Raw genomic sequence first — 20,656 nt, forward strand, 5'->3', positions numbered from 1 at the left:
GCAGTATGAAACAATATTTAGATTTAATAAAAAAAATAATTAAAAATGGAAATTCAAAAAAAGATCGAACCGGTACAGGAACTTTATCTATTTTTGGACATCATATGAAATTTGATTTAAAAAAAGGTTTTCCTCTTATCACAACAAAAAAATGTCATATACCATCAATTATTCATGAACTTTTATGGTTTCTTAGGGGAGAAACAAATATTAAATATCTTAACGAAAATAAAATATCAATTTGGGATAACTGGGCAGATAAATTTGGTGATCTAGGTCCAATTTATGGAAAACAATGGAGAAGTTGGGATACATCTAACGGAAAAAAAATCGATCAAATAAAAAACGTACTAAAACAAATAAAAGAAGATCCTGATTCACGTAGAATTTTAGTATCTAGTTGGAACGTTGGAGAAATTGATAAAATGTCTTTAGCTCCATGTCATATATTATTTCAATTTTACGTATTAAAAAAAAAATTAAGTTGTCAACTTTACCAACGTTCTTGCGATGTATTTCTTGGTTTGCCTTTTAATATAGCTAGCTATGCAATACTGATACATATGATAGCTCAACAATGTAATCTACAAGTTGGAGAATTTTTATGGACAGGAGGTGACGTTCATTTATATAAAAATCATGTTGAATTGGCGAAAAAACAAATATTGAGAATACCTAAAAAATTACCAGAGTTAATAATTTTAAAAAAACCTCAATCATTATTTCAATATTCTTTTGAAGATTTTAAAATTGTTGGGTATAAACCATATTCCTTAATTAAGGGAAAAATATCTGTATAAAAATACGATATTTTTACATAAAAGTAGGATTAATTTTACTAAAATGAAATATATATATATAAAAACTTGGGGTTGTCAAATGAATGAATATGATTCATCTATGATAACGGTATTTTTAGAGAAAACAGGAAGATATTTAATTACTAAAGAAGTTGAAAAAGCAGATATATTAATTTTAAATACTTGTTCTATAAGAGAAAAAGCTCAAGAAAAGGTTTTTCATCAATTAGGAAGATGGAAAAAATTAAAAAATAAAAAACCTGATGTTATTATTGCCGTAGGAGGTTGTGTAGCAACACAAGAAGGTAAAGAAATTTTTAAAAGAGCAAACTATGTAGATATTGTATTTGGTACACAAACTTTACATAAACTAGCTCAAATGATTGATAAAGTAGAAAAAAATCGTCGATTTATGATTGATATTAGTTTTCCTCAATTAGAAAAATTTAATTATTCTTTAGAACCTAAAAAAACAGGATATACAGCTTCTATTTCTATCATGGAGGGATGTAATAAATACTGTTCATTTTGTGTTGTACCATATACTAGAGGACATGAAATCAGTCGTCCATCTGATGATATTTTGTTAGAAATATCAATCTTAGCTGAAAACGGTGTAAGAGAAATTAATTTATTAGGACAAAATGTTAATGCATATCGAGGTCGAACGTTTAATGGAAAAATTTGTTTTTTCTCAGAATTATTGCGATTAGTTTCTGAAATAGATGGTATCGATAGAATTCGTTTTACAACAAGTAATCCACTTGAATTTACTGATGACATTATTGAAGTTTATCAAGATACACCAAAATTAGTGAGCTTTCTCCATCTTCCTGTACAAAGTGGATCAAATAGAATCCTACAACTAATGAAAAGATCGTATACAACAGAAGAATACGAAAAAATCATCGAAAAACTTATTTTAGCTCGTTCAAATATTCAAATTAGTTCTGATTTTATTGTTGGATTTCCTAGTGAATCTGAAGAAGATTTTCAAAAAACTATTAATTTTATAAAAAAAATAAATTTTGATATGAGTTTTAGTTTTATATATTCTAGTCGACCAGGTACACCAGCTTCAGAAATGAAAGATAATATTGATTTACAAGAGAAAAAAAAACGCTTATATACTTTACAGAATTGTATCAATAAGCAAACTATGTCTTGGAGTAGAAAAATGTTAAAAAGCACACAATCTGTTTTAGTAGAAGGTGTATCAAAAAAAAACATTATGGAATTATATGGAAAAACAGAAAACAATAGAATTGTTACTTTTAAAGGATCGCATAAGATGATTGGTAAATTTATTAAGTTAAAAATTAAAAAGGTACATACTCATTCATTACAAGGTGAATTAATTTAAAATTAAATGAAAAAAAAAAATAACATTATTTTAACAATTCAAAAAAATTGTAAAAACACTAAAAATATACCAAAAAAATATATTTTTGAAAAATGGATAAAAAAAGTCTTATATAAAAAAAAAATGTTAATTTAATTAACATTAGAATTGTTGACGAAAGAGAAATGAAAAATATAAATTTAAAATATAGAGGAAAAAATAAATCAACAAATATTTTATCTTTTAAATTTGATTTGTTTATAAATAAAAATCAAACATTGTTAGGAGATCTTGTTTTATGTAAAAAAATAATTGAAAAAGAATCGTTAAAATATCAAAAAACATTAGAATCACGTTGGGCACATATGATAATACATGGAACACTTCATCTTTTAGGATATGATCATAAAAACAAAAAAGAAAAAAAAATCATGGAAAAAATAGAAAACAAAATAATGTTATTTTTAAATTATGAAAAACCATATTTTATGAAAAGTTCGTAATTTTTTTATAAAAAATATTTTAACCTATCTCTTTCTACCTATAGAATAAGAAAGATATATTTTTAAAAATAGATAATCATAATACTATGAGTAACAAAGATACACAAGGTACTGATAAAATTAATCGCAAAGGTTTTTTTTCTATTTTATTAAATCAAATTTTTCATGATGAACCAAAAAATAGAGAAGAACTGTTAGTATTGATTCGTGATTCAGAACAAAATGAATTAATCGATCAAGACACTTGTGATATGTTAGAAGGCGTTATGCATATTGCAAAAAAAAGGATTAAAGATATTATGATACCAAGAACGCAAATGATAACATTAAAATTAAATTATAATCTTAATAAATGTCTTGATATTATAATCGAATCGGCACATTCTCGTTTTCCAGTAATGAGTAGAGATCAAAATTATGTAGAAGGATTTTTAATTGCAAAAGATCTGTTACCATTTATGAAACATCCAGAAGATGCATTCTGTATAAAAAACATATTAAGATCTGCTGTTGTAGTGCCTGAAAGTAAATCTGTAGATACAATGCTAAAGGAATTTCGTTTAAAAAGAAGTCATATGGCTATAGTCATAGATGAGTTTGGAGCAGTGTCAGGATTAGTTACAATAGAAGATATTCTTGAATTAATCGTAGGAGAAATTCAAGATGAATATGATGACGAAGAAAAAGTTAATATTAGAAAATTAAAAAAATGTATATTTTCTATTAAAGCACTTACAGAAATAAAAGAATTTAATGATACCTTTGAAACTAATTTTAGTGACGAAGAAGTAGATACAATTGGTGGATTAGTAATGAAGGCTTTTGGACATCTACCAAGTAGAGGAGATCATATTAATATTAATGGATACAACTTTAAAGTTTCTATAGCTGATAGCCGAAAAGTTATACAAATACATGTAACAGTTCCAGAAAATAAAATTCCTAAAAAATTAGAAAAATAAGAATCATATTATATTTTATAAAAAATTATAATAAAATCATACTATTTAGTATGTCTTTATACCTTTTAAGTTAACAAAAATGAATTTCAATAATAAAATTTATTAAAATCATAAAAATTCTCTTATTTTTTTAAATAATTTTTTATCTATGAAAAATTCAACTTAAAAAACATTTTATTCATATTTTTATCAAAATTAATTTTTTTAAACTATTATATATTTCATGTGAGTGAAATTATGGAAAAAGAATATTGTCCGAAAAATATCGAACCATATGTACAGCAATACTGGAAAGATAATAAAGTTTTTCACGTTTATGAAGATGATAAAAAAGAAAAATATTATTGTCTTCCTATGCTTCCATATCCTTCTGGAAAATTGCATATGGGTCATGTAAGAAACTATACAATTAGTGATGTTATTTCAAGATATCAAAGAATGTTAGGAAAAAATGTTTTACAACCAATTGGTTGGGACGCCTTCGGATTACCTGCCGAAGAAGCTGCTATTAAAAATAAAACTAAACCATCTGATTGGACACAAAAAAATATTAAATACATGAAAAAACAACTCCAATCTCTAGGTTTTAGTTATGATTGGAGTCGAGAAATAACTACATGTAAACCAGATTATTACTGTTGGGAGCAATGGTTTTTCATTCAGTTATATAAAAAAAAACTAGTTTATAAAAAAAATAGTTTTGTAAATTGGTGTCCTTATGACAAAACTGTTTTAGCTAATGAACAAGTGATAAAAGGATGTTGCTGGAGATGTCAAAACAAAATAAAAGTAAAAAAAATACCGCAATGGTTTATAAAAATTAGAAATTATGCAGAATCTCTACACAATGATTTAAATGACTTAGAAAACTGGCCTGAAAAGGTAAAAAACATGCAAAGAAATTGGATTGGACGATCAAAAGGATTCGAAATTGTTTTTAATGTTTTAAACAGCAATAAAAAAATTAAAGCATTTACTAATAGATTAGATCTAATAATGGGAGCAACATATATTTCAATATCTCCTTGTCATGAATTTTCTGTACATGTTTCTAAAGAAAAAAAAGAAATACAAAAATTTATTGATCAAAAAATTAATAACAGTGCTTCTCAAGAAGATATAGAAAAAATAAAATTTGAAGGTATAAATAGTAATATGTTTGTCATTCATCCAATTACAAATAAAAAAATACCTGTTTGGATATCAAATTTCATTCAAAAGGAATACGGTACAAATGCTATTATATCAGTGCCAGGACATAATCAAAACGATTGGAATTTTTCTATAAAACATAATTTAAAAATAAAATATGTTATTAAAAATAAAAAATATAAAAATACACAACTACATAATTTATTTACAACTGAAAAAGGAATACTATATAATTCTGGAGAATTCAATAATCTTAATTATCACAACGCTACTGAAAAAATCAAAAAAACATTATTAAAGAAGAAAATCATAAAAGAAAAAATAAATTACAAATTACAAGATTGGTGTATATCAAGACAGCGTTATTGGGGTACACCTATTCCTATGGCAACAAAAAAAAATGGAGAAATTATAGCAATACCAGAAAAAAACTTACCTGTATTGTTGCCAGAAATAAAAAACTATTCTGATTCGTTACAAAAACCTATGGATAGTAGTTCTAAATGGGCTAACATTAAAATTGAAAATCAAGATGTCATCCGTGAAACTGATACCTTTGATACATTTATGGAATCATCTTGGTACTATGCAAGATACACTTGTCCGAATTTTAATACAGGTATGATTGATCCTACAGCATCAAAATATTGGTTACCTGTAGATCAATATATTGGAGGAATAGAACATGCAACTATGCATTTAATATATTTTAGATTTTATCATAAATTACTACGTGATTTTAAATTAGTTGAACTTAATGAACCAGTAAAAAATTTAATCTGTCAAGGTATGGTACTTTCTGAAGCATTTTATCAATTTGATAAAAATAATCAACGCAATTGGATTCATCCATCTTGTGTACAAGTAGAAAAAAATTTAAAGGGAGAAACTATTAAAGTTGATATTAAAAACAAAAAAAAAGTTATATATGCAGGTATGATTAAGATGTCTAAATCTAAAAATAATGGAATTGAACCAGAATTAATGATAAATCGTTACGGCGCTGATACTTTACGTTTATTTATAATGTTCGCTGCTCCAATAGAGTCATCATTAGAATGGAGAGAATCTGGTGTAAAAGGAATTTATCGATTTTTAAAAAAAATTTGGAAATTAGTATTTAATCATATTGAGGTAAAAAAAATAAATAAAAAAGTAAATTTTGATATCTTAAACAAGAAACAAAAAAAAATGTACTGTTTATTACACAAAACTATTATTAAAGTTTCTGATGATATAGGACGTCGAAAATCATTTAATACTGCAATCTCGTCAATTATGGAATTAGTAAACGAATTATCAATTTTTAAAATAGAAAATGAAGAAGACAAATCTATTATAAAAGAATCTTTAATGTCTATTATTAAAATGCTTTATCCATTTACACCTCATTTCTGTTTCAGATTATGGCAATATTTAAATAAAAATTGCTGTATTGATTATGAAACATGGCCAACATTTGAAAAAAAAATTTTATCTTCAGATAAAAATACATTAATTATACAAATTAATGGAAAAAAACAATGTGCTATAGAAGTGAAAAACCATTTAAATAAAGAAGAAATTTTATCTTATATAGAAAATCAGTCAATTATTCAAAAAAAAATAAAAAATTTAAAAATAATTAAAATAATTTATATTCCTCAAAAAGTGATTAACTTTGTAGTATAAACCTAAGAGATCATAAAAGTGATATTTTTATTCAAATGAAAATTATATACCCAGAAGAATTAAAACAAAAGTTAATTAAAAAATTAAATTATTTTTATATATTACTAGGAGAAGATTCAATTTTATTGAGTAAAGCTGAACAATTAATATTCTATTTTGCAAAAGATAAAAAATTTATAGAAAAAAATACTATTAATATAGAAAAAAGTACAGACTGGAACAAAGTTATTAATTTCCATAAATCAAAAAATTTATTTTTTAAAAAAACTATTTTAATCATTAATTTTACTATAAAAAAATTAAATTTATCTTTAGTTAAAAATATAAACAAAATACCTCTTTTTAAAAATAAAGATATACTTACAGTAATAAAATTGAATGCACTATCTAGTTTAATAAAAAAAAGTACAATATTAAAAATTCTGATTTTAGAAAGCGAGATTATATATTGCTCCACTCCATATGAATGGGCATTTAAAAAATGGTTGCAATATGAAATAAAAACAAGAAATTTAAAAATAACACAGGAATCTTTTTTATTATTACATAAATATTATGAAGGAAACACATTATGTTTAAATCAAATATTAGATATTCTTTCGATTACATGGCCTAATGAAAACATCAAAATAGAAAAAATAAAAAAAATCATTAATCAATTTTCAATTTTCTCTCCTGTAAATTGGATAAATGCAATTTTTAATAAAAACAAAAAAAAAGCTATTTACATATTAGATAGTTTTTTTAAACAAAAATATAATCCTCTTATTTTAATACGAACCTTGCAAAAAGATCTATTGATTTTACTAAACATGAAAAGAGAAAAAAAATTAAATATAAATTTTTTCTTAAAAAAAAATAATATTTCGTTGAATAGATCAAAATTTTTTGCTAATGCGCTGTATTATATTGATTTTAATAATTTTTTAAAAATAATAAGAATCTTATTGCAAATAGAAATAAAAATAAAAAAAGAATATAATAATTCTGTATGGATTCAATTAAAAACACTAACATTATTACTATCTTCACCAATGAAATATACACCGTAAAAACATGAAAGAAATATATGCAATATTTGGAGGGAATTTTGATCCTATTCATTATGGTCATATTACTTCTGCTGAAAAATTATCGCGCGAAATTTCAATAAAAAAAATAATATTACTGCCTAATTATGGCCCTCCTCATCGTTCTAAAACAAAAACATCTATAATAGACAGATTAAAAATGATTAAATTCGCTATTAAAGATAATAAACTATTTACAATAAGTTATTTAGAAACAAAAAAAAATACAACTTTTTATACGATAGAAACATTAAAAAAAATAAGAAAAAAAATTGGTTATCTGCAACCATTATGTTTTATAATAGGAGAAGATAATCTAAATAATTTAAATATCTGGAAAGATTGGAAAAAAATATTATCTTTATCTCATCTATTAATTTGTCCTAGAATTCATATAAAAAAAAGTAATCCTAAATTAAAAAAATGGATCTCGGATCATACTACTAAAAATAGTAATTTATTACATAAAAAACCATTTGGTTTTATTTTTTTTTCAAAAATGTCTATGCTTAATATCTCTTCAACTGCAATCAGGAAAAGTTATTACGAAGGTAAAAGCGCTTGTGGATTATTACCTTCAAAAATAGATAAATATATTTTATCAAAAAATCTATATAAAATTTATAATCAAAATTGATTTCTATTTCTTTAAAAAAAACAAAATATGAAAAAAAAAATATTATATTAAATTTAATTGGACTTCGATGTCCAGAACCTATTATGGTAATAAGAAAAACATTAAGAAAAATGAAAAAAAATGAAAAGATACTAGTATTAGCAGATGATCCATCAACGAAAAGAGATATTCCTTATTTTTGTTATTTTATGGAACATCAACTTCTAGATCGTTTCATTCATGTAAAACCTTATCGCTACTTACTAAAAAAGGGATGATCTTCTACTAAGATAGATTAAATGAATCAATACAATTTATGTAAAAAAATCAAAAGATTAATATACACACTGGGTGTGTATATTAATATATACTATATAATTAAGAATTATTAAAAATAAATTAAATATTAACTAATAAGTTTAGCATTCTTCTTAAAGGTTCAGCGGCACCCCATAACAACTGATCTCCCACAGTAAAAGCAGAAAGATATCGATCATCTATATTTAATTTTCTTAATCGACCTATTGGTATATTTAATGTATCAGTCACCGCAGATGGAGTTAAATTACATAATGTTTTTTGCATATTGTTAGGAATAACATCAACCCATTGATTATGATTAACAATTATTTTTTTTATATTTTCTAGAGAAATATCTTTGTTTAATTTAATTAAAAATGACTGACTATGACATCGAATTGAACTTATACGAACACAAGTTCCGTCAATTAATACTTTTTTTTTCAAATTTAAAATTTTGTTTGTTTCAGCTTGTCCTTTCCACTCTTCTCGACTTTGACCATTTTTCATTTCTACATCTATCCATGGTATTAAACTAGTTGCTAATGGTACAGAAAAATTTTCTAATGGAAAATTTTTACTACGACTTTCTTGAGTAACTTTTTTTTCAATATCTAAAACAGAATAAGATTTATCTAATAAATCTTTAGAAACGACATTATATAAAGAACCCATTTGTTTTAATAATTCAATTACATAACGAGAACCAGCTCCTGATGCTGCTTGATAAGTAGATACAAAAACCCAATCTATTAAATTGTTTACAAACAACCCTCCTAAAGCCATTAACATCAAACTCACAGTACAATTACCACCTACAAAAGTTTTAATTCCTTTATCCAATGCATTATTTATAACATTTAAATTAACAGGATCTAATATAATTGTAGCATCTTTTTCCATTCGTAATGTAGAAGCAGCATCTATCCAATAACCTTGCCAATTATTATTACGCAATTTTGGATAAATTTTTTCAGTGTAAGAACTTCCTTGACATGTAATAATAATATCCATTTCCTGTAATAAATTAATATTATATGCATCCTTTAAATTTTTAGATAAAATATTATTTATAATAGGACCATCTTGACCAGATTGAGACGTTGAAAAAAAATAAGGAATAATTTTTGAAAAATCATTTTCTTCTTGCATTCTTTTTAATAAAACTGATCCTACCATTCCGCGCCAACCAATTATTCCAACAGACTTCGTCATTAATTAATATACGGATTTTTAAATTAACAATAATTTTTATCAAAATTGACAACTTATTCAGTTAAAGTAAAAACTTACCGTCCTCCGAAAATAAATACTATATAATTTTTATAAAAAAATAGTTATTGATAGAAAATATAAAATTTTATTTAAATTTTTAATATACTATAAAATTATAAATTTATCTTAAAATTAAGATTTATATATAAAAAATAATATTAATATGTTTATATTAAATAAAAAATTTTAGTGTTTTATTCAAATTACATATCGTGAAAAACTTTACATTTCTAAAAGGACATAATAAATTAAAATGAATGAAATAATCTCTACAACTATATTACTAATTTTAATAATGGATCCCTTAGGGAACCTTCCAATTTTTATGACCATACTAAAAAAATTAGATGCAAAAAGGAGAAGAATAGTAGTTATACGTGAAATGATTATAGCTCTGATTGTGATGTTAATATTTTTATTTGTCGGAGAAAAAATACTTACTATTCTTAATTTAAAAACTGAAACAGTTTCTATATCTGGAGGAATTATTTTATTTCTTATTGCTATTAAAATGATTTTTCCATCCGATGAAGGTAACAATGGAACTTCTTCAGAAGAAGAACCATTTTTAGTTCCATTAGCCATCCCATTAGTTGCAGGACCTTCTTTATTGGCTACATTAATGTTGTTATCTCATCAGTATTTACATCATATGCCTTATTTAGTGGGATCATTACTGATTGCATGGTTTTTTACAATCATAATATTGTTATTATCTGGTTTATTTTTAAAATTATTTGGTGATAAGGGTGTAAATGCATTAGAACGATTAATGGGTCTTATATTAATAATGCTTTCTACACAAATGTTTCTTGATGGAATAAAAGCATGGTTTAAAAATTAAAAATTATTAAATAAGGATGATTATATGAATTTAAGAAAAATGACTGAATTAAATATAACAGGAAAAAAAATTTTAATAAGAACAGATTTAAATGTTCCTATAAAAAATGGCGTGATTCAATCTGATGCAAGAATACTTGCTGCTCTTCCTACCATTGAAATAGCTATTGAAAAAAAAGCTAAAATAATTATTTTATCTCATTTAGGACGTCCAAAAGAAGGGTGCTATACAAAAAAATATTCTTTATTTCCTATTTTTGAGTATCTAAAAAAGAAATTAAAAAAAACAAAAATTTACTTTTCTGATAATCACTTAAAAAAAGTTGAAATAAATTCAGGAGAAATATTAATTTTAGAAAATGTTCGTTTTAACGTGGGAGAATTAAAAAACGATGAAAATTTATCTAAAGAATATGCTAATTTATGCGATATTTTTGTTATGGATGCTTTTGGTAGTGCACATAGAATGCAATCTTCAACATATGGCATTGGAAAATTTGTTAAAATTGCATGTGCAGGACCTCTTTTAATATCTGAAATTAACAACTTAAAAAAAGCGTTAAAAAATCCGAAACGTCCTATGGTCGCTATAGTAGGAGGTGCAAAGGTATCAACCAAATTTAATGTGTTAAATAAATTAGCTGCAATTTCAGATACAATCATTGTTGGAGGAGGTATAGCTAATACATTTTTAGCTATTGATAATAAAATTGGAAAATCGTTACATGAACCGAAATTTATACTAAAAGCTAAAAAGTTACGTGATAAATACAACAACATTGTGATACCAATCGATTCTCGTGTAGGAAAAAACTTTTCTCATAAAGAAAAATGCACAATAAAATTATCTTCTAATATTGAAAAAAACGAAGAAATCATGGATTTAGGTGATAAAACAATAAAAAAAATTATCAAAATACTTAAAAAATCAAAAACAATTCTTTGGAATGGACCTGTTGGTGTTTTTGAGTTTCCTAATTTTCGTAAAGGAACTGAAATGATTGCAAAAGCAATTGCAGAAAATAATGGATTTTCAATAGCTGGCGGTGGAGATACACTATCTGTTATTGATATGTTTCAAATAAAAGATAAAATTTCTTATATTTCAACAGGAGGAGGAGCATTTTTAGAATTCATAGAAGGGAAAAAATTACCTGCCATGAAAATGTTAGAAGAAAATTTTCACAAATAAGTTTTAAACAATTCATTGTAATAAAAAATTCAATATAGCAGGAAAAAAAATGAAAATATTAAATCTTATTCAACCTGGAGTTGTAACAGGTAATGAATGTCAGATAATATTCGAATTAGCTAAAAAAAAGAAATTTGCAATACCGGCTGTTAATTGTATAGGTACGGATTCAATAAATGCAGTCTTAGAAACTGCTTCTAGGGTAAAGTCTCCAGTTATTATACAATTTTCTTATGGAGGCGCTTCTTTTATTGCAGGTTATAAGAGAACATCTTCAAAAAATCCAGAAGATCAGGCTATTCAAGGATCTATATCAGGTGCTCAACACGTACATTTAATGTCACAATACTATCAAATACCTGTAATACTTCATACAGACCACTGTTCTAAGGAAATGTTACCATGGATTGATGGATTACTAGAAGAAGGTAAAAAACACTATAAAAATTTTGGAAAACCTCTTTTCACTTCTCATATGATTGATTTATCAAAAGAACATTTAAAAGAAAATATTGCCATTTGCAGCAATTATTTAAAAAAAATTAAAAAAATAAATATGATTTTAGAAATTGAATTAGGATGCACAGGAGGAGAAGAAGACGGTATAGATAACAGTAACATAGATAAAAAACTACTTTATACACAACCTAAAGATGTTAATTATGCATATAAAAAATTAAGTAAAATTAGCACAAATTTTACCATTGCAGCTTCATTTGGAAATGTACATGGCGTATATCAACCTGGAAATGTTAATCTTAAACCAAATATTCTAAAAGAATCTCAGGAATATGTAAGTACTAAACATAATTTAAAAAAGCTTCCATTAAATTTAGTATTTCATGGTGGTTCAGGTTCAGATTTAAAAGAAATACATGAATCTATTGAATACGGTATAGTAAAAATGAATATTGACACCGATATACAGTGGGCAAGTTGGAAAGGAGTTTTCAATTTTTATAAAAAAAATAAAGACTTCTTACAAAAACAAATAGGAAATAAAAATGGTAAAAACATACCTAATAAAAAATATTATGATCCTAGATCATGGATAAGAGAATCTCAAGAATCAATGTCTAAAAGATTAGAAAAAACATTTAAGGATCTTAATGCTTTTAATATTTTATAAAAAAAAATAAAGAAATTTTATATTTAAGTCCGGGGAATAAATAAAAATATTCTCCGAAATTTTTTAAAACATCTATCTTATATAATCTATAAAAATGTTTCATCACAATTAATTTAATAATTTTTAAAAAAATATTAATTAAAATAATCTGAATTTCTTAAGAATTATTTAAATCAAAAAAATAAATAGAGATAAAAATGAATGAATTAAATGTAGTAAATGATATTAATCATGCAGGCAATTGGTTAATACGAAATCAAGAATTATTATTTGGATATGTAATTAATTTGACATCCGCAATTATAATTTTAATTTCTGGAATGTTTATAGCTAAAATAATATCTAACGGAGTGAATCAAATATTGATAACACGTCATATAGACGCTACTATTGCTGGTTTCCTTTCTGCATTAATGAGATATATTATCATAACTTTTACACTTATTGCGTCACTTGGAAGAATCGGAGTACAAACAACGTCAGTAATTGCTATATTAGGAGCTGCTGGTATGGCAATTGGATTAGCACTACAAGGCTCTTTATCTAATTTTGCAGCAGGGGTACTATTAGTAACTTTAAGACCTTTAAAAACAGGAGAATATGTTAACTTAGGAAATGTGGCAGGGACAGTTTTAAACATTCATATCTTTTATACTACTTTACGAACCTTAGACGGGAAAATTGTAGTTGTTCCAAATAATAAAATTATTTCTGGAAATATCATTAACTATTCCAGAGAACCTGCGCGTCGTAATGAATTTTCTATTAGTGTTTCGTATAACACGGATATTGATTTAGTAATAAAAGTACTTAAAAGGGTAATAGAAAATGAAGATAGAGTTATGAAAGATCGAGATATTGTGATTGGTTTAAGTGAATTAGCTCCATCTTCTTTAAATTTTATTATTCGATGTTGGAGCAGCACAGATGAATTAAATGCAGTATATTGGGATTTAATGGTTAAATTCAAGAAAGAATTAGATAAAAACAATATTAATATTCCTTATCCTCAAATAGACGTTCATCTTTATAAAAAAAATAAAAATTAGTTATTTCTAACTAATACTAGATTGTTGTTTGAACTTCTATTTTATTAAAAATAAGGTATTTATGTTTTTTGTTTACAGATCAAATCAAATTGATATTTTATTTACTAAAATATGTAAAATAATAAAAAAAAAACCACTTCTTAATATTTTTGAAAGAGAAATTATTATTCATGACAATGAAATATTATTTCAAAATTTAAATACATTTATTGCTAATCATACAGGAATTGCTGCAGATTTTAAATTAATTTACCCTAACGTTTTTATATGGAAATTATTTAAACAAGTTTTTTCTGATATTCAATTAAATAATATTTTTTCAAGATCTACTATAACTTGGAAAATTATGAAAATTATAGAAGAAAATGATTTTTGTAAATTTGTTCAAAAAAAAGATAAAATAATGAAAAAATTTGAATTTTCATTTTTAATGTCTCATTTATATCAACAATATATTCTATACCGACCAAATTGGATTAATATGTGGGAAAAGAATAAAAAAAATACATTAAAAATTGAAAAAAAAGATGAATGGCAAGCAAAACTATGGATTAAAATTATACTTTATACCGAAAAACTTCAACAATCAAAATGGCATTTTTCAAATTTATTTAAAAAATTTAAAACATTAAAAAAAATAGAACATATAAAATTTCCAAAACGTATTTTTATTATTTATTCTATAAGTTTAAATCCAAAATATATGGAAATTTTTAAAAAAATAAGCACATATACAGATATATATTTTTTATCTATTAACGCTTGTGAAAAAAAAATTTTTCATATTAGTTTTGCTAAAAACTATGTTGTTCAAAAAAATAATTTATTAATGAATTTATCCGAAAAATATGAAAAATTTTATTTTTTATTTTTTAAAAAGTTTAAAAAAATAAAATATAATAATTTTTTTCAAAAAAACAATAGTAACAATTTACTTAACATTGTTAAAAATGACTTTTTAAATTTTAAAGAAAAAGAAAATTTATTAAAAAAAAACTCTTTTTTACTCAAAGATAATTCAATATCAATAAACATTTGCTGTGATAAAAAACATGAAATTGAAGTTTTATATAATAAATTATTGAGTTTTTTTAACGAAGACTCGAAACTCAAACCTAGTGATATTGTTATTACTTCATTTTCATTAAATACTTATATAATTTACATTAATTCAATATTTAAATCTAAAAATAAAAAAGAAAAAATACCTTTTTATATATCTAAAAAACATTCTGATAAAATAGAAAAAATACTATTTATTTTTAATAAAATACTAAATTTACCAAATATCCGTTGTAATAATGAAGAAATATTAGATTTAATTGAAATTCAAGATATAAGAGATAAATTTGATATTTCAGAAGAAGAAATAAATATTTTATACGAATGGATTGAAAAAGCAAATATAAGATGGGGTCTTCACGAAAATGAAAAACAAAAAAATAATTTAATTTTTATAAAAAAAAATCAAAATACCTGGTTTTACGGTATTAAAAAATTACTAATAAGTCATGCAATAAATGAAGAAGAAGAAGTTTGGAATAATGTTTTATCATGTACCTCTATTAACACTTCAAGAACAGAATTAATAGGAAAACTAATAAATTTTATTAAAGTTCTTGATCAATGGAGAGATAAATTATTTTTTTCAAAAAAAATTAAATCTTGGCGTCCACTTTTTCTTTGTTTTATAAAAGATTTCTTTTATAAAAATGAAAAAATAAGAGATAGCATCGATATCATTAATAAAACTTGGACAAAAATGATCGATGATGCAACTTTATCTAATTATGAGAAAAAAATTCCTATAAGTATTTTAAAGAAAAAATTTTCACATATTATGAATAATTTCAGTGAAAAAAAATTTTTACCAGGTGTAATAAATTTTTGTCATCCATCTTTAGTATGTTATATACCATTTAAAATAAAATGTATTATTGGAGCAGAATATCAAGAAATTCCTAAAAAAAAATTAAGTTCTTTTAACTTAATCGATAAATATCCATTAACTAGCGATTTGCACATTTGTAAAGAAAATTATATATTTCTTCAAAATTTTATTTCTACCCAAGAAACTTTATATATTAGTTATGTTGGACATTCTTTAAAAAATAATAATAAAGTTCGTTCATCAATATTAATTGATCAACTATTGAATCATATCACATCAAATTTTTATGTTTCAGAACATCATGATTATAAAAATAATAAAAAAGAGATATTTGAACATATTTGTAAAAAACATAAAAAAGAAAATCTTTATGAAAAAAAACAAGTCAATAAAATTAATTTGAATACACTTCAAAAAACAAAAAAAATAAATCAAGAAATATATAATAAAATTTTTTCTATAAAAAATAGAATAATTTCTACTTCTACTCAAATAAGCTTAAAAAGCTTGATATCTTTTTGGAAAAATCCAATACGTTATTTTTTTAATTATACATTAAATATAAAGTTAAAAATAGCAAAAAGAAATATTATAACAGAACCTTTTTCAATTAATCTATTTGATGATTTTAAGATCAGTAATATAATCTTTAAAAAAATATTAAACAATGAAAGTATAAAAGATGAATTCAAAAAAATTATTTTATCTGGTATTTTACCATATGGACATTTTGGATCAATTTTACTAAAAGAAAAAAAGAAAGAAATAGAAAATATAGTAAAAGCAATTTATAAATATCGAATATCATCTCCTAAAAAAGAAAATTTTGATATAAAAATAGAAAAATATAATATTAATGGATGTTTAGATGAAATACAAAATACAGGTTTACTTAGATGGAAATTAGGTACAATTAATTATAGAGATAGAATATCCCTTTGGTTAGAACACTTAATTTATTGTATTTTAGGAGGTACTGGAGAAAGTAAAATTATAGGTTATAAAAAAAATTTTTTTTCTTTTTATCCTTTATCATCTCACTTAGCATATAATTATCTTTTCACCTATATTGAAGGATATATGAAAGGAATGAAAAATCCTTTGTTACTAATAAAATCAGGATCTAATTGGTTTGATAAAGTCTATGATAAAAAAAATGATTGTATCAAAAAAAACGATGATATAAAAAGAAAAGCATATAAAATACTATATCATACATGGATGGGAAACGAGTATATAACAGGAGAAAAAGAAGACTTATATATACAACAAATTATTTCTGAACTAAACGTAAAAAAAATTTGTAAAATTTCTCAAAAATGGTTTACTCCGATACTAAAACATCAAAAAAAATAAAAAAATATAAAATTAATATAATGAAAAAAAAATTAAATATATTTCAAATACCTTTAAAAGGAATCCACTTAATTGAAGCTTCTGCAGGCACAGGAAAAACAAGTACAATTGCATTTTTATACTTACGTTTATTATTAGGATTAGAAAAAAATAAAGAAAATATAAGAAAATTATCAGTAAAAGAAATACTAGTAGTAACTTTTACTAACGCAGCAAAGGAAGAACTATACATAAGAATAAAAAAAAGCATCAAGGAATTACATTTATCATGCATAAAAAAGAAAAGCAAAGATCCTATTTTTCAGTCTTTTTTAACAAAAATAAAAAATTTTGATGAAGCTATTCATATATTAGAAGATGCTAAAATAAACATAAATAATGCTGCTATTTATACAATACATGGATTTTGTCAAGATGTTTTAGAAAATAATACTCTTATTAGCAATAGAGAAATAATTGAAAACGAATCTTTTTTATATTTACAAGCAACACAAGATTTTTGGAGATATTTTTTTTATAATTTACCAAAAAAAATTATTAAAATTATTTATGAAGAATATCGTAGTCCAGAAGATCTTTTAAGAGAAATAAAACCAATATTAAAAGTTAATTCATCAATAAATTTCAAAAAAAAGTTCGATAAAAAAGAAACATTAATCACTTTTCATGAAAAGATAATAAACAAAATAAATATTTTTAAACAAAAATGGTTAAATTATAATTTAATTATATTAAAAATAATTAATCAATTAAAAGTTAATAAAAAAATATACAGTAATTTTAATATCCTTAAATGGAAAAAAAAAATAACAGAATGGGCTGAGTCAGAAACTAAGAATTATAAAATGCCAATTTGTTTAAAATATTTTTCAGAAACAAGTATAGAAAAAAATATAAAAAATTATAATTTTAAAAAACATATTTTTTTTGAAGAAATTGATAAAATATTAAAAAAAAATTTTTCTCTAAAAAATATAATTTTATTTTATGCTATAAAAAACATTCCTAAATTTGTAAAAAGAGAAAAAGAAAAAAAATTATTATTAGGATTTAATGATTTATTAAAAATTTTGTTAAAAAATATAAAAAAAGAAGAATCGTTAAGAGAAATCATAATTAAACAATATCCAGTAGCATTAATTGACGAGTTCCAAGACACTAATATACAACAATATCAAATTTTTAATACTTTATACAAAAATAAAAAAACAGCACTATTTTTAGTTGGAGATCCTAAGCAATCCATATATAGTTTTAGAGGAGCTGATATTTTTTCATACTTACATGCTAAATTTAAAATTAAAAATTATTACTATCTTGACACAAACTGGCGTTCTTCAAAAAATATATGCAAAGCTATTAACTATTTATTTTCAAAAAATAAAAATCCTTTTTATTTTAAAAATATTCCTTTTGAACCTATTTTATCATCTTCTAAAAACTTAAATATGAAGTTTAAAATAAAAGAAAAAAATCAAACTGCAATCTCTTTCTTTTTTCAAAAAAAGGAAGAAGTAAATATTGAAGAATACAGAGATTGGATTGCAAAACAATGTGCAAATGAAATCAGTTATTGGTTAACTTGTTCAAAAAAAGGTGAAGCAATTATTTCAGATGGAAGTCAAGAAAGAATTTTGACAGAAAAAGATATCGTTATATTAGTTAGAAATAGAACAGAAGCTCAAATTATTAAAGAATCATTGAAAAAAGTTAATATTCTGTCAAAATATTCATCTCCCTATGAAAGTGTATTTAAAACATTTGATGCTCTTGAACTACTTTCAATACTTAAATCTATTTTAGATCCAACTGATATAAATTTATTAAAAAAATCTATTTTAACACATATTTTAAATAAAATTGCTTTTCAAAAAATAAAAGAAAATTCTAAAACAAAAATATCACATTTCTTAATACAAAAACTATACGAATACAACGACAAATGGAAAACAATAGGCATATTTTATACTATAAAAACAATGATATTAGAATATCAAAAATATGCTAATAATTTTGAAATGTATAAAAATCAACAAAGGAATATTAATTTTTTACATATAGCTGAATTATTACAGGAAAAATCTCAAAATTGCTATAAAGAAAATTCTTTAATGAGATGGTTTGAAAAAAAGATATTAGAGAAAAATAACATATCAGAAAATGAATATATTAAAAATTTTGCAGAATCGAAAATAATAAGAATTATTACTATACATAAATCAAAAGGATTAGAGTATCCTATTGTTTGGATACCTTTTATTGTAGATTTTAATGTATCAAAATCATATTTTTATCATGAAAAAAAAACTTTAAAAATATTTTTTGATAATAATAAAAGTTCTGAAACTTTAAAAAAATCAGATGAAGAAAGATTAGCAGAAGATCTACGTTTTTTATACGTAGCTTTAACAAGATCAATTTATCATTGCAGCATAGGTATATCTTACTTAGTTAAAAAACGAAAAAAAAATAAAAAAAGTAGTGATATTCATAAAAGTTCTTTAGGATATATCATACAAAATGGAAAATGTATGAATTATAAAGAATTACTTTATGAATTAAAAATATTGAATAAAAAATTGTACATTGAAGTAAAATATCAAGCTATGAATTGTAAAAGTTTAACGATAAAAAAAGATGATCTTTATATATTATCACAACCCCAATTTTTACTTAAAGAAATAAAATTATATTCTCAAATAACTAGTTTTACAAAAATAAAACAAGAAAATAAACATTTTAATAATATTCAATACAACAATATTGAATCATATTTTTTTAAAGAAAAAGATAAGAAAAAAACAATTCATAATTTTCCACATGGTAATAAAGCAGGTATCTTTATTCATTATATCTTAAAAACAATAAAATTTAACAATACATTCAATATTGATTGGTTTTATACAATTTTAAAAAAATATGAATTTTCAGAAAAATGGGCAAAAACATTAATGTTTTGGATAAACAATATTTTAAATTTTAAAATAAATAATTTAAATATTACTTTATCATCATTGAAAAAAACACAATATATAAAAGAATTAGAATTTTTTTTACCGATAAAAAATACATTATATTGTGAAGATCTTAATCAAATTATTCAGTCCATTGATTTAATTTCTTCTATTTCTCAAAAGATATTTTTTAATCCTGTTATAGGAATTTTAAAGGGTTTTATCGACTTAGTTTTCATTTTTAATAAAAAATATTATATACTTGACTATAAGTGTAATTATTTAGGTAATAATGATAACTGTTATTCTTCTAAAAATATAAAAAAAGAGATTATTAAAAATCGATATGATATACAATATCAGTTGTACACGTTAGCATTGCATCAATATTTAAAGAAAAAAGTAAAACAATATCATTATAAAACTCATTTCGGGGGAGTGTTTTATCTCTTTTTACGAGGTATAAACGTAAAAGATAGTATCTTTTATATTCTTCCAGATTATTTGTTAATTAAAAAATTAACTAAATTAATTTTACAAAAAAAATAGTT

The 20,656-nt window shown here is 23.0% G+C and carries 15 protein-coding genes; 14 read left to right on the forward strand and 1 reads right to left on the reverse strand.

Annotated features, from left to right (window positions below):
• The first annotated feature begins 5 nt into the window (after positions 1 to 5).
• The 8 genes from thyA (at position 6) to tusA (ending at position 8,394) form a co-directional block, all read left to right on the forward strand.
• Positions 6 to 800 (forward strand): thymidylate synthase, encoded by a 795-nt coding sequence (gene thyA, locus BUSG_RS02230; RefSeq protein WP_011053935.1) that lies wholly within the window; start codon positions 6 to 8, stop codon positions 798 to 800.
• A 43-nt stretch (positions 801 to 843) separates the two neighbouring features.
• A complete protein-coding gene (gene miaB / locus BUSG_RS02235; protein WP_011053936.1) occupies positions 844 to 2,163 on the forward strand; it encodes a tRNA (N6-isopentenyl adenosine(37)-C2)-methylthiotransferase MiaB in 1,320 nt (439 codons plus the stop codon).
• A 164-nt stretch (positions 2,164 to 2,327) separates the two neighbouring features.
• Entirely contained in the window at positions 2,328 to 2,645 is a 318-nt protein-coding gene (gene ybeY / locus BUSG_RS02240) for an rRNA maturation RNase YbeY (RefSeq protein WP_011053937.1), read from the forward strand.
• Positions 2,646 to 2,731: 86 nt separating this feature from the next.
• A complete protein-coding gene (gene corC, locus BUSG_RS02245) occupies positions 2,732 to 3,607 on the forward strand; it encodes a CNNM family magnesium/cobalt transport protein CorC (RefSeq protein WP_011053938.1) in 876 nt (291 codons plus the stop codon).
• Positions 3,608 to 3,844: 237 nt separating this feature from the next.
• Positions 3,845 to 6,430 (forward strand): leucine--tRNA ligase, encoded by a 2,586-nt coding sequence (gene leuS / locus BUSG_RS02250; RefSeq protein ID WP_011053939.1) that lies wholly within the window; start codon positions 3,845 to 3,847, stop codon positions 6,428 to 6,430.
• Between the two features lie 35 nt (positions 6,431 to 6,465).
• Complete coding sequence (gene holA, locus BUSG_RS02255; protein ID WP_011053940.1) at positions 6,466 to 7,482, forward strand: DNA polymerase III subunit delta; 1,017 nt, start codon at positions 6,466 to 6,468, stop codon at positions 7,480 to 7,482.
• A 4-nt stretch (positions 7,483 to 7,486) separates the two neighbouring features.
• Positions 7,487 to 8,137 carry a nicotinate-nucleotide adenylyltransferase gene (gene nadD / locus BUSG_RS02260; protein ID WP_011053941.1) on the forward strand — a complete coding sequence of 217 codons (651 nt, stop codon included), beginning with the start codon at positions 7,487 to 7,489 and terminating at the stop codon, positions 8,135 to 8,137.
• A gap of 5 nt (positions 8,138 to 8,142) precedes the next feature.
• Positions 8,143 to 8,394 carry a sulfurtransferase TusA gene (tusA, locus tag BUSG_RS02265; RefSeq protein ID WP_044006093.1) on the forward strand — a complete coding sequence of 84 codons (252 nt, stop codon included), beginning with the start codon at positions 8,143 to 8,145 and terminating at the stop codon, positions 8,392 to 8,394.
• A 121-nt stretch (positions 8,395 to 8,515) separates the two neighbouring features.
• Here tusA and asd read toward each other — a convergent pair whose 3' ends face one another.
• Entirely contained in the window at positions 8,516 to 9,631 is a 1,116-nt protein-coding gene (gene asd, locus BUSG_RS02270; protein ID WP_011053943.1) for an aspartate-semialdehyde dehydrogenase, read from the reverse strand.
• Between the two features lie 313 nt (positions 9,632 to 9,944).
• Here asd and BUSG_RS02275 point away from each other — a divergent pair, with 313 nt between their 5' ends.
• From BUSG_RS02275 to recB, 6 genes are all read left to right on the forward strand, one after another.
• The gene (locus BUSG_RS02275; protein WP_011053944.1) at positions 9,945 to 10,535 is read left to right on the forward strand and encodes a YhgN family NAAT transporter; all 591 of its coding nucleotides are present in this window, start codon (positions 9,945 to 9,947) and stop codon (positions 10,533 to 10,535) included.
• 24 nt (positions 10,536 to 10,559) lie between these two features.
• Complete coding sequence (locus BUSG_RS02280) at positions 10,560 to 11,726, forward strand: phosphoglycerate kinase (protein WP_011053945.1); 1,167 nt, start codon at positions 10,560 to 10,562, stop codon at positions 11,724 to 11,726.
• Between the two features lie 49 nt (positions 11,727 to 11,775).
• Positions 11,776 to 12,855 (forward strand): class II fructose-bisphosphate aldolase, encoded by a 1,080-nt coding sequence (gene fbaA, locus BUSG_RS02285; protein ID WP_011053946.1) that lies wholly within the window; start codon positions 11,776 to 11,778, stop codon positions 12,853 to 12,855.
• 197 nt (positions 12,856 to 13,052) lie between these two features.
• Positions 13,053 to 13,904 (forward strand): small-conductance mechanosensitive channel MscS, encoded by an 852-nt coding sequence (gene mscS, locus BUSG_RS02290; protein WP_011053947.1) that lies wholly within the window; start codon positions 13,053 to 13,055, stop codon positions 13,902 to 13,904.
• Positions 13,905 to 13,965: 61 nt separating this feature from the next.
• On the forward strand, positions 13,966 to 17,151 hold the full coding sequence (locus BUSG_RS02295; protein ID WP_011053948.1) for an exodeoxyribonuclease V subunit gamma: 3,186 nt from the start codon (positions 13,966 to 13,968) through the stop codon (positions 17,149 to 17,151).
• On the forward strand, positions 17,115 to 20,654 hold the full coding sequence (recB, locus tag BUSG_RS02300) for an exodeoxyribonuclease V subunit beta (protein WP_011053949.1): 3,540 nt from the start codon (positions 17,115 to 17,117) through the stop codon (positions 20,652 to 20,654). The genes BUSG_RS02295 and recB overlap by 37 nt, the downstream gene beginning before the upstream one ends.
• Positions 20,655 to 20,656 lie beyond the last annotated feature (2 nt).

It is taken from the genome of Buchnera aphidicola str. Sg (Schizaphis graminum) (assembly GCF_000007365.1).
Classification (GTDB): Bacteria; Pseudomonadota; Gammaproteobacteria; order Enterobacterales; family Enterobacteriaceae; genus Buchnera; species Buchnera aphidicola.